We start from the raw sequence: 12710 nt of genomic DNA, 5'->3' as shown, positions 1-12710 counted from the left end.
TCGATTTTCTTAAATTTTTAAAAATTTAGCAACATGTCTGCTAGGTTTTAATAATATTCTCATGGTTACCTGGTGCGACAACACCTGTTTGTTCAGCAACCTGCTTTTTGTATAATCTATATTGTAGTGAAAACTTAATCCTTTAAATACAGCTCCCAAGGATGCCGCTAAATCAAGGTTTGAACTGGCGGCTGCTCCAATCTGAAACCATTCGTATTGGAAGTTACTTCCCAACCAAAATTCTTCAAGTGCTCCGTATTTTTGATATAATCCGTATCCACTTAGTCTTAACTCCTTGGTTTTTGAGGCATACTCCGTTCCGAAAACAGCAGTACAATGCAAGTCAGATTTGTACTCTTTACTCAAATCAGCTGAATAGAAGTTATTGTTATGTCGGCCAATATTGTCTGCGTTAAATCCTATATAGAACCAGTCTGTGTTGATCATAAAGCCTAATCCAATATCTCGATACCAAAGTTGTTGGCCATTCACTTGCTGCTGACCTTCAAAAAGAGGAATAATGTTTTCTCTGTCCAATTCCACTGTTTTACCTATACTGCTTGCGGCCATATCTAAGTTAATAACCCCCATTTTAAAACGTAAAGCAGGTTCAAAAGAAATCTTTTTAGAAATTGCCAATTTCGGAGAATAAGTTAATGCCGCAGAGAAATTGTTGAGGTCATTATTTTGATAGTTGTTGTAGTTTATGTCAACACCTAATCCTCCTCGAATGGCGTGAGCGTATCCATCCCACGAAAGAGAATTCATGAGCTGACTGTTGCTTTCGTTCATCCAATGCAGGCGCGAAGTTGCTTCAATTCTATTTCCTGGAGCAGTTCCCACCATTGCAAAGTTAGCTTTGTATCCAGTCATCATTGGTGCGTGGAAGTACGGATTTTTGGTTTTCTGCAGTGCTACAGGATAATCGGCCATGCGTTTGATTTTTCTAAACGTATTTTTAATTGACTTGGCCAAAGTTGATTGCGAAGCACTCGTGCTTGATGAATTATTGTTGCGCTGATTCGCTAAGTTTTCTTGAACTGTAGTCTGAATTTCATCTTGATCTTTACCATTTAGATAATCTGATATTTTATTTAAATCTCCAGACTGAATATTACGGTGCCCTGTTTGAAAAGCAAAGTCCTGCTCGCTATCCTCCCAGTTTTCATTCATAGTTAATTTAGAGAAAAGTTCGTTTTGGAGTGCTTCTTCTTTTAATTTTTGAATCTCTGCATCAACTCCGGAATTGGAAACTTTAATAGGTGATGCTTTGATTGTTTTAGCCTTGTGTACTTTATTCTGGTTTGACTCCTGAGTTGTTAAAGAGTTTTCCAGTTTGGCACGCTCAGTTTTAATCAAGTCGTCCTTTTTGTGTGTAGTTCTCTGTTCTGACATTGATAGGAACTGATCAAATTCGTCAGACTCCTCATTTCCTGCGTCTATGATTCCAGTATCAATGTGTGCTTTGGAGTAGAGTGGCGTTTCAGGAATCATTTCAATTCCAAACCAAGTTAAAAGAAGAGAGATAAAAACTAAACTTACCAAAGAATATGGCCGAAGTAGAAGAGGTGTAGCTTTTATTAAATGTTGAGTAGCTATTGCTTCGTGAACTGGTGCAGCTACCTTAGCACTTTTCCAAGCCTTCAGTTCTGGCATTAACTCTGGGTGTAGCTCCAAAAAGTCCAATAATTGTGCTTCTTGATCCGCAGAAAGGTTCCCTTCTGTGTATTCAAAAAGCCATCGGTCTATATTTTCGAAATTTGGTACACTCATTGAATTAACGTTAAATCGCCTAACTGTTTTTTAATTTTTTTTCTCGCTCTGTATAAATAGACCTTCACTTGACTATCAGATATTTCCAATATTTCAGCTATTTCTTCATACTTATACCCTTCTAAATCCCTTAGGAGAACAATACTTTTTTGAAGTGGGGGAAGAAGTGATAAAGCTAAATCAATAATTTCTTGGGTCTCGAAACGATTGTCTAAATTTATCTGTTCCGGAATCAGTTCTGTATTATAAACAGTGCGCTGTTTCCTTTTTGCAAAGTTGATCAATGTGTTGTGGCCTGTTCTGAACATCCATGCTTTGCATTTTTCAACTTCAACTTTCTTCTTGTTTTTCCACAATTTCTCAAAAACATCTTGTACAATATCCTGACTATCCTCGCTGTTGCGGAGAAAGCTAAAAACATATCCATATAAATTGGAAGAATGTTTTTTAACAGCCATATTGTATTCTCTTCTGGTCAAAAAGTGTGCATTTAACAGTAAAACAATTTAAGGGGTGTAAAAGTTACACCTCAATTCAATTATTTTCTAAATTAAGTTATTTTTAGTTAAAACCTTGATAATAATCAACCTTTCTTATTGTTGATTTTTTAAAATTCAATAATAGCATGGAAATTAGATGTAAATGATATTTTTTTAGTAGATTTAAGCATGTAAAATCTAAAACTATGGAAAAACAAGAACGATTATTCGATATACCTTATTACCAGCTTGAAAAATTCCCTCAAGAAACAATGTTTTCCACTAAAAGAGATGGAAAGTGGGATTCCGTAAGCACCAAAGAATTTTTAGAAAAAGCAAATTTAGTTTCTAGAGGTTTAATTGCTCTTGGTGTTCAGCCAGGCGACAAAATTGGATTGGTTTCAGGAAATAGGGTGGAATGGAATATCATGGATATCGGAATTCAACAAACTGGAGCAATAGGAGTGCCTATTTATCCAAATATCTCTACAAAAGACTATAAATACATTTTTGGCGATGCCGATATAAAACTGTGTGTAATTGGTGATGATGAGCTTTATCAAAAAATCAGCGGAATAAAAAGTGAACTACCTTCTCTAAAAAGTATTTACTGCTTCGATGAAGTCAAAGGCGCAAGTCATTGGACAGAAATTATGGATCAGGCTGGTAAAATTGATATCGCTGAAGTAGAAAAAAGAAAGGCGGTGATCAAAAATGAAGATTTAGCCACCATGATTTATACTTCTGGAACAACCGGAAATCCTAAAGGTGTTATGCTTTCTCACAACAATATTCTTTCAAATGTATATGGAAGTTACCCGAGTATTCCAGGAGATGCCAACAGTAGATCTTTAACTTTTTTACCTGTTTGTCATGTTTATGAAAGAATGTTGCATTACTTATATATGCGTGCAGGATTTTCAATTCACTTTGCTGAAAGTTTAGAAACGATTGGAGAAAATATCAAGGAGGTAAAACCTCATGTCTTTACCGCTGTACCTCGATTAATTGAGAAAGTTTATGAAAAGATTATTTCTAAAGGTGATGAACTTACTGGAATTAAGAAAGCACTTTTCTTTTGGGCTGTTTCAGTTGGTGAAGAATTTGAACAAGAAGGGAAATCTGGTTGGTATAATTTCAAATTGAAAATCGCTAGAAAACTTATTTTTTCCAAATGGCAGGAGGCCTTAGGAGGCGAAGTTTTGGCAATTGCTTCGGGTGCAGCAGCGCTTCAACCACGTCTCGCAAGAATATTCCTAGCTGCCGAAATTCCAATTCTAGAAGGATACGGATTAACGGAAACTTCTCCAGTTATTTCGGTTAACTGTCTTAAAAAAGGAATAAAATTCGGAACAGTAGGGCCTGTGCTAGATAACGTAGAAGTGAAGTTTGCAGAGGATGGTGAAATTATTGTTCGTGGACCAAGTGTGATGATGGGTTACTACAATCAACCTGAAAAAACTGCTGAAGTGCTTACTGATGATGGATGGTTCCATACGGGAGATATCGGTGAAATGATTGATGGGAAATTCCTGAAAATTACCGACCGTAAGAAAGAAATATTTAAAACATCTGGAGGAAAATATATTATTCCTCAAATGATGGAAAATAAATTTAAAGAATCAAGGTTTATAGAACAACTAATGGTTATTGGTGAGGGACGAAAACACCCGGCTGCATTGGTTATTCCTTCTTATGATTTCGTAAGAGAATGGGCAGTTAGAAAAAATATTTCTGTAGGTAAAACAAACAAAGAATTGGTCGAACATCCTGCTGTTATTGATAGAATTCGTCAAGAAATAGAGCAATACAATGAATTATTTGGACAATTTGAGAAAATTAAAAAGTTTGAATTACTAGATGAAGAATTCTCAGTAGAGAAGGGCGAAATTACTCCAACTTTGAAATTTAAACGTAAGAAAATCATGGAGATCCATAAGGATAAAGTGGATAAGATTTATGGTGTTTAAAGGTTTTTTATAAATTTAAATTGGATATATGATTTAGGGGCGTTTTGTAAAACGTCCCTTTTTTGTGGTGTTTTGTTTACGTGCTAATAGCCTGATTTTGTTTGCACGCAGATTGAAGGGATTGATAAGATTTTGTTAGTGTGAAAAGTCTCAAAAAAAATTGGTAGTAATAAGTCAAATCAATTCGTGATTATTTCCCAATCACATGTACATACCCAGAAACTTTCCTTTTCAACCCATTCCATTTGAGAAAACTCTATGCGATAAAAATATACTCCGTCGCTTACTTTATCGCCATTTTTGCTTTCTCCATTCCATAAATTGTTTTGACCTTTCTCTAGTTTCCCTTTCCAGTCAAAAGCAACATTTCCCCAGCGATTTAAAATCACCAAATCATAAGTAACAGGAAGATTCACCTTCACATTAAAAAAGTCATTTATACCATCATTGTTGGGTGTGAAAACATTCGGAAGAGTGGCCACCAAACTATCAATTTCCCCTTGAACTTGTATCGAGAATGATTCTTAATTTTGGGATAGAATGCGCTTTGCTTGAAGGTTGTCTATGTTATTTAAATGAAGATTCGTTACTTAAACTTTAGTCAGTTACAAAGCGTTTTGTAATCTATTTGCAAGGGATTCAATGTGTTAAATGTTTTAGAGATATTTGGTTTAGTAATAATTTCATCTATATTTGAAATGAATATTAAAACTAAACACTATGAAAAAGAAACTTTTTTTACTGTTTTTCCTTATGTCGGGAGGACTTTCTGGACAGCAAACTCCAGAGTTTTCATTTGAGGTTTATTTTGAAGATGCTATAGGAAATAAGGACACAGTAACTGTGGGGTATGATGTAAATGCAACCAAAGGAATTGATTCTGTTTTCGGTGAAGTCAATTTAGAAAATCAATCTTGGTCCCAAAATAATTTCGAGGTGTTTGTAAACGCTGGGGGCAGTAAACGTTCCAAAATTCAAATAGTTAAAAATGAATGTTCGACAAATTGGCAAAATACTTGGGCAAATGGCATTTCATTTATCACTAATTCAACGAATAGACCTATCAAAGTTTCTTATAAAAAGGAAGATATTGAGAATGTCTGTATGAATACGAGTTTTTTCTGGGCAGATGCAGAGCCAACTTGGCATTTATTACAATCGCTGAACGATTTTTCTGGAACTGACCCCTTAAATTCTTTCCATATTTTGGATCAAATTTATTATTACGATTTTAATAAAAAAATAGAGGGCTCAGACACTATTTATGCGATACACTTCGTTTTTGCAGATCAAATAAAAGCATCCGAACTACTATCTGTTAGCCAGACAAAAACTAATGAAACTATTCAAATAGTTCCCAATCCGTTTACAAATGGAATTAAGATTGCTAATGTAGAATTTAATACCGAGGTAAATATAAAGGATTCAAAGGGAATATCAATAAAGTATGAAAGATTTGGTGATGTCATATATCCTTTAAATTGTTCCAAGGGGATTTATTATATATCATTTTTATCAAATAATAAATTATTTACCTACAAAATTTTGAAGATATGAAACTAATAGCAACCTTTTTTCATTTAATGGCATTTCTGTATTTTTATTTAGTTGCGTTTAATGTGCAGAGCCAAGTAAATTGTTTAACTTCAGATACGTTATTTAATATTTCTAGCCATAGAGCGTTCAGTTATTGTAATGACTCAGTTAATAGCTTAGACAATTATCTTCTAAATAAAGGAGGTATTAATGTTTATGATCAAAGCCCCAAGCTGTCGCGAGATTCCATCTCGTGACCTTGGATCAAAATGGTAATGTTATAGGTATTGGTATTTTTATTGCCAATTTGGATCAAAATGGAGATGTTCAATCCCCAAGCTGTCGCGAGATTCCATCTCGTGACCTTGGTTTAAACTCTTTCTACTTCCTCACATCCACAAACCCTTGCTTCACCACCTCGCATTCCGTCAATTCACAATCTATAGATTCTCTATCCAACCCAAAAACCATCTTATAAAAATAAGTTCCGTCAGTAACAATTTCCCCACTCTTAGTTTCACCATTCCATAACTTATGTTCTCCTTTTGTTAAATCTCCCGCATTTTCAAAAACAAGATTTCCCCAGCGGTTTAATATACTCAACTTGTAACTCACAGGAAGATTCACTTTAACATTGAAATAATCATTTACACCATCATTGTTAGGCGTAAAAACATTAGGAAGAGAAGCAACCAGGCTGTCAAAAATGAAAACTGTAAAAGAAACAGTGTCTGCACAAATGCTATCCGTTTTCCACGCAATAAGTTCTATATTGTATGTTCCTGAAGTATCTGCCCAAAACCCTGAAAAAGAATTGCCTTGGTATGCATCATTGATCCACCAACTGTAATCTGTAGCGTTTTGCGATTGATTGGTCAAATTAATATAGATAGGAGCAGTTCCTTTTTTAGGATAAGCGTTGAATAATGCTTTAGTATTTATTACAGGCTCTACCTTGACTACAGTGTCTGTACTGCACCCAAATTTATCAATATAAAAAAGCGTGTAATCTCCAGCCGACAAACCATTAAAAGTATTGGCTGAATTAGCCGTCAATGTATCTCCATTTTTATTTACGGCACCAAATTGAACTACATTGCTTGGAACATCCTGCATCTTTATTTTTCCAGTAGAAAAACTACAAACCGAATTAAAGGTGGAACTTATAATTTCTGAAGGATGCGAAACGCCAATGCTAATGGGTTTTACAACAGAACAACTGTCCGTATTCCAAATTCTTACGGTGTAAACTTGACTACTATCTCCTGAAAATATTGGGTTGGGACAATCTGTGCAGCTTAAATCGTTTAGTGCAGCAGGATTTGAAATGGCTAGCCATTCGTAGCCAGAGGTTGAGCCTGTTGAAACCCCGCCTGTGGCTTGGAGTTGGAGGGTTTCACCGTAGCAGATTGTGGTGTCTGGGGTGAGGGTCGTGGAGAAGGTGTCGCAGGGGGAGGTGTAGGTGAGGAACAGCTGGTCTACAATATTCGTTTTTGAACTTGAATGACTTTGAGCCTGATGAATAAAATTAACCTCTGTCGGTATAGATGTTCCATAATTTCTAATATTGGCAATAGCATCTGTACCATTCATTAAAGAGTCAGAAGTGTCATCAGTTAATCCGTTCAAAGTATTATTTTCGTAATAAAAATTTCCTGAAGGACTAGAGCAAGATGTGTTTATAGTGTTGAATTCGTTTCCTCCAATTAAACCTATTGGACTTGAATTGACTGAAACAAAACTTCCATCGTTAATGGTGTCACAAATATCTCCAGTATTAATAACAAGACCAACATCTTCCGAATAGCTTATGTTATAGGATGGTATTAAAGAGTAATTAAGTTGTGGTAGATAATCTTGATTGTTGATATATACATCAATAGAAGTTTTTGATAAGACATTGCTATCGTATAAAATTAGAATATAGAATCTCCAGACTGCAGGAAGATTTGCTTGCATTGAAGAGGTGATATTTATTGTTGGTTGGTTTTGAATGGAACTTACATGAGTTATATCCTTAATTAAGGTTGTGTATTCAACGTAATCATCCTGAGAAAAACCGTAAATCTGAGTGTATTTATTATTAATTGCATTTTGTTGACCAATCGAAATAATCTCCCCATTTAAAGTAATATTAATTGAGTCAAGAAATTTTTCTTGAATAAAAAATTTTGAAGATGTTGCGAACAATAATGCTTTCCTAATTGTCGCATTGTTTGGAATATTTAGAGAAACTGTTGTGGTTATAGAAGAAAGACCTGGATTGAAACCACCACCAGTTACTCCGCCATAAAAATTATCTGAATAATAGTGTATTTGTTGAGACAAGCAATTTAGGTTTATTGTTAGGAATAAAATAGGAAGTAGTATGTATTTGTACATGGCGGTAGTATTAAGTTTAGTTAAGACAGATTTATTTTATTATCTATAATCTTACGAAGATACTTTATTTCCTCCTTTAATTGGTTAACTATTTCTTCATTAAGTTCTTGATGAGTATTATTTTGAATATAAGAAGCAGTACTTCCACCCTTTTGATGAAAACTGTATAGATTAAAAGCATCTTCCTCGTTTAACAAAAATGAAATTTTAACATCTAGAATTGTTGCAATTTTCTGAATTCTTAAAAGGTTTGATTTTTCAGGTTTCTTTTCTATTAAAGAATATGTCTGCTGCGAAACTTTAAGCATATCAGCCATATATTCTTGACTATACCCTAGATTTTCTCTTAAAGTTTTAACTTTCTCTGAAATTGATAAAGGCTTTTTATTCATTCTTAAAATTTTTGAATATAGTTTCAAACTTATAACAATTTTTTGTAACTACCAATATAATTTGTAGAAATGTCGTGAAATTGGTAATAGGTTGTGAAATAATATTCTAAGTTTGGGTGAACATTAAAACTTATAATTATGAAAAAAGGAGTCTTTTTATTGCTTTGTTTAAGTTTGCAATTAGGGATAATTGCACAAAATACGGGATGGATTTTACCACCGCTTTATAAGCCTAATATGCTTAATCAGGTTCCACCCGTCCCCCTCCCCACCCAAAATCCGAGCATCGGCTACGATGGTTTGCCGGCCACAAACGCCTCGAACGCCATGCAGGATGCAAACGGAGATTTACTCTTTTTTATTGTAGACGACATGATATATGATAAAGAGGGTTACAGAATAGGTATGTTAACAATTCCGAATAACGGTATAAACCTATATGGAACAGCTGAAATAACTATAGTGCCTGTTCCTGATAATTGTAGCCAATTTTATATATTTCTTGCTGGTTCTAACAACTATGACTTAGTTCATTCAAAAGCTTTTGTAGCAAAATTAGACATGTCTCTACCAACAGATGTTTCTGCCAATAGCGGTAGATTAGGTCTAGTATTGTTTTGTGAAAATATACAGCAATATATTCCTAGTGAATTTCCTGATATATCACATCCTGAAAGATCATCTTCCATCTTTTTTGCTGCTTCTAAATTAAGAGATGATAACACACGTTTTGTTTTCTTCACAGGTTATAAAGGCTTGTATCGATTTAAGGTATCTGCTTCAAACTTACAATTTGATAACTATTGGTCTTTTATACCAACGTATACTAATGAAAATACAGGTCAGCAACAAAGAGGAGAGATGGAACTTATAGAATTACCAGGTGAAGGTCCTGAAAAATATCGCTTAGCAGTTGCCTTAAAGCTAAATGTTTTAAACAGCAATACTCAGGTTTCGCAATCAGTTCTTTGCTTAGATTTGAATAGTTCTGGTGACGTAATATCAGAGGAACTTCTAAGTTATTTAGACTTTCCGAATTTACCGAGCAATCAAGTACAGCCATATATTCATGGTTTAGAATTTTCTCCAAATGGAAGTATTCTATATATCTCTCATAGTACAAATAAATTTTATACTAATGCCTTTGATTATTATGACTTCAATTCGCCTTCCAGCGGAATTCAGGCAGTACCTGGAATTAGTCAAAGCCAATCCACGGCCCTTCAATATTCTCAAATGGAAATTGGAAAATTGGGAAAGCTGTATTTGGCACACTCAAATGGTCTGGCTTCATTCACCAATCCAAATACACCGTCTACAGGCGTCTTTAATATGATTGATGTGCCATTCACATACAATTTTAATATGCAGAATGCATCATATTACTCAGAGGGATTAAAATCCTACATGCTCCCAGACCAAATCGATGGGATGGATTATAGTAGTATTGGGTACCCTTCAATTTATACTGTTGCAGGATATACCGCAGGAACAAGTGCAACATGGCAACCAATTCCAAATCAAAACCCTTGGGGTGTTTCCAACTCAGATATTGCAATGCAAGGTGATTTAATTATTCCATCGGGAAAAAACGTAGTTATAAAAAATATGACTTTCCGTTTTGCACCTGATGCCAAAGTAATCATTGAGCAAGGCGCTAAGTTGACATTAGACAGGGCCGTCTTTACCAATATGAAATTAGCTTGCGATAATAGCGAAGGTTACTACTGGCAAGGAGTTGAGGTTTATGGTACTTCCAACCTACACCAATTCCCAGTAAATAACCCAACCCACCAAGGGATGTTAGAACTAAAAAATGGTGGTACAATAGAAAATGCGCATCTCGCTTTCACCAATTGGAATCCTCAATCTTGGAGTGAAATTGGTGGTGTGATTAAATCAACTGATGGAGTGTTTAGAAACAACAGAAGGGGTGTTGAGTTTATGGCTTATCAGAATTTTACACCGAATTATCCTGGTTATTTTCGAAACAACACTTCCAGTTTTACCGATACAGAATTCTTGACAAATGATGATTTTGTGGAGGGATACCCGCAGCAGCCCTATGTGACGCTTTGGAAAGTGCATGGAATTGACTTTAAAAATTGTCATTTTTCAAATAATGTGACCACTAATAAATCTTTAAGTAGTTCTCCAAATGAAGGTATTTCATCTTTAGATGCTAGTTTTAGGGTTATTCCTCGATGTGATTCTCCACCACTTCCTTATGGAACGCCTTGTCCAACAGGTTTATTGATGAAATCGAGTTTCGATGGATTAGAGTATGCTATCCAAGTTGCTGGAGCCGGAGTTACAGAAGCAGTTACCATCTCTCAAACTGATTTTACCAACAATATTTGGGGGATTCGTGTTAAAGAGTTTGATAATGTAAATATTAACAGAAATAATTTTGTGATTGGCGATGGTGGGTATAATAGTAGTACTTATTCAGGTAATGGAATTTATCTTCAGAACTCAGCCGAGTATATTGTAGAAGAAAATTCTGTACAAAATAATTTAATTAGTGGTAAAACGTCGGGTATTGTTGTAGATAATGGCGGGCCGTCTGATAATAGGCTATATAAAAACTCACTAAATAATCTTTTTGAAGGAACAAAATCAAATAGAATAAACCGAAGTAAGTATGCAAAGAATGGTTTGCAATTCCTTTGTAATGAATATGTGAATAATGATAATGCGATTTTAATTAACTCTTCACATAATAGTCATGGCGTTAGACAAAATCAAGGTGATTATTATCCGCAAACATCAGCAGGAAACACATTTCAGTTTAATACCCTAGACATCGCTAATTATGCCAACCAGATAAAATATTATCATTCAGGTGGTATTACGATGCCCAATATGACAAACGGTGTGGTCGGCCCAGTAAATGAAGTTTTACTTGAGGTCTCAAACTCATGTCTTTCAAACTTTAAGCCTGGGGTGTTAATTCTCGATCAACGCACAACTGAATTAGCTGATTTTGAAACAGAACTTGTCAGTCATGAAGCAGCTTATAACAACCTTTACTACAATTACATCTCTTTAATCGACAATGGCAATACAGATATTCTTCAAAGTCAAATTGAGAATAACTGGTCATCAGATGCTTGGACATTGCGAAACAATTTGATGCAAGAAGCGCCATATCTTTCAACAGAAGCATTGTTGACGGCAGCGGGTGAGAATATTTTGCCTAATGCTATGCTGCTAGAGGTGCTTTTAGCCAATCCTGACGCAACGAAAGGAGAGCAATTCATTTTTGAGTTAAATGATGTTACCAACAATGCGCTTCCAGAATACATGCTTAATTATGTTAGAAACAACTGGAATACAGAAACAGTGAGAACCAGTTTAGAAGGCGAAATAATGGCTTATCAGTCAAAAATTGCCGAGGCAACTCACTTTATTAAGTATTTGAAGAAGTCAAAAGAGGAACATACCTATTCAGAAAGACACAACATCGTTTTGATGGGAGAAGGGATTTCTAATAAAATAGGTGTGATGGATTTCTTTATAGAAAATAGTGAATGGTCTAGAGCAGATTCTGTTTTGCAAGCAATCAATAGCGACGAAAGTATGCAAGCTGACATAGGTCTGATTGAAGATTTTGATAATTATATCACTTTCAGATCTAGCTTAGGTTCACGTAACATAGCACAATTAGATTCTACAGAAGTTCAATACCTTGAAACTTTAGCAGAAAAAGGCAACAGGGCATCTGGTTACGCTGAAAACATTTTATGTTTCTTCTATGATATTTGTTTCGAGAAGGAAGTACCAGAAGGCGGTGGAATGGCTAAAATGTTAACAATTCCAGCTCCATCAGGTAACGAACCAACTTTAGAAGAACTCATGTACAATATCACAGTTTATCCAAACCCAGCAAGTGAATTCACAAGCATCAAATGGGAAATCTATGATGAATTGGAAAATGCACAATACAAAATTTATGACATGAATGGTCGCGAAATTGGAACAGGAAGTATAGAAGAAAATACAGGTGAAAAGCTTATTGATACAAGAAACCTTGAAAATGGAGTTTACATCGTTAATATTTACAACGACGGAATTATGAAAATGAATTCTAAGTTGATTGTGAGTAAAGAGAAGTAAACAACAATTCAAAACTTTATGAAATGCACATTCCTTAATTGGGGTGTGCATTTTTCTGA

At 34.9% G+C, this 12710-nt stretch carries 8 protein-coding genes; 3 read left to right on the top strand and 5 right to left on the bottom strand.

Annotated elements, in window-relative coordinates; translation table 11 throughout:
• Positions 1-9 precede the first annotated feature (9 nt).
• A complete protein-coding gene (locus tag DIT68_RS06675) occupies positions 10-1773 on the bottom strand; it encodes a type IX secretion system membrane protein PorP/SprF (RefSeq protein WP_109359051.1) in 1764 nt (587 codons plus the stop codon).
• Entirely contained in the window at positions 1770-2252 is a 483-nt protein-coding gene (locus tag DIT68_RS06670; RefSeq protein WP_146194146.1) for an RNA polymerase sigma factor, read from the bottom strand. The genes DIT68_RS06675 and DIT68_RS06670 overlap by 4 nt, the downstream gene beginning before the upstream one ends.
• Before the next feature lie 206 nt (positions 2253-2458).
• On the opposite strand from DIT68_RS06670, the gene DIT68_RS06665 reads away from it, so the two are divergent.
• Positions 2459-4222 carry an AMP-dependent synthetase/ligase gene (locus DIT68_RS06665; protein ID WP_109359049.1) on the top strand — a complete coding sequence of 588 codons (1764 nt, stop codon included), beginning with the start codon at positions 2459-2461 and terminating at the stop codon, positions 4220-4222.
• 179 nt (positions 4223-4401) lie between these two features.
• Here the strand turns inward: DIT68_RS06665 and DIT68_RS06660 are convergent, their stop codons facing one another.
• Positions 4402-4704, bottom strand: a complete 303-nt coding sequence (locus tag DIT68_RS06660) for a T9SS type B sorting domain-containing protein (RefSeq protein WP_158276133.1) — start codon at positions 4702-4704, stop codon at positions 4402-4404.
• Between the two features lie 238 nt (positions 4705-4942).
• Here DIT68_RS06660 and DIT68_RS06655 point away from each other — a divergent pair, with 238 nt between their 5' ends.
• Positions 4943-5779 (top strand): hypothetical protein, encoded by an 837-nt coding sequence (locus DIT68_RS06655; RefSeq protein ID WP_109359047.1) that lies wholly within the window; start codon positions 4943-4945, stop codon positions 5777-5779.
• Between the two features lie 360 nt (positions 5780-6139).
• Here the strand turns inward: DIT68_RS06655 and DIT68_RS06645 are convergent, their stop codons facing one another.
• Together DIT68_RS06645 and DIT68_RS06640 are read right to left on the bottom strand one after the other, a co-directional pair.
• Complete coding sequence (locus DIT68_RS06645; RefSeq protein WP_109359045.1) at positions 6140-8140, bottom strand: T9SS type B sorting domain-containing protein; 2001 nt, start codon at positions 8138-8140, stop codon at positions 6140-6142.
• A 20-nt stretch (positions 8141-8160) separates the two neighbouring features.
• The gene (locus DIT68_RS06640; protein ID WP_109359044.1) at positions 8161-8532 is read right to left on the bottom strand and encodes a helix-turn-helix domain-containing protein; all 372 of its coding nucleotides are present in this window, start codon (positions 8530-8532) and stop codon (positions 8161-8163) included.
• Between the two features lie 138 nt (positions 8533-8670).
• Between DIT68_RS06640 and DIT68_RS06635 the strand changes: the two genes are divergently transcribed.
• Positions 8671-12651: a T9SS type A sorting domain-containing protein gene (locus tag DIT68_RS06635; RefSeq protein WP_109359043.1), complete on the top strand. Its 3981-nt coding sequence runs from the start codon at positions 8671-8673 to the stop codon at positions 12649-12651.
• Positions 12652-12710: the final 59 nt, after the last annotated feature.

This window comes from Brumimicrobium oceani (assembly GCF_003143775.1).
Classification (GTDB): domain Bacteria; phylum Bacteroidota; class Bacteroidia; order Flavobacteriales_D; family Crocinitomicaceae; genus Brumimicrobium; species Brumimicrobium oceani.
This window is presented reverse-complemented; position numbering and strand designations above follow the sequence as displayed.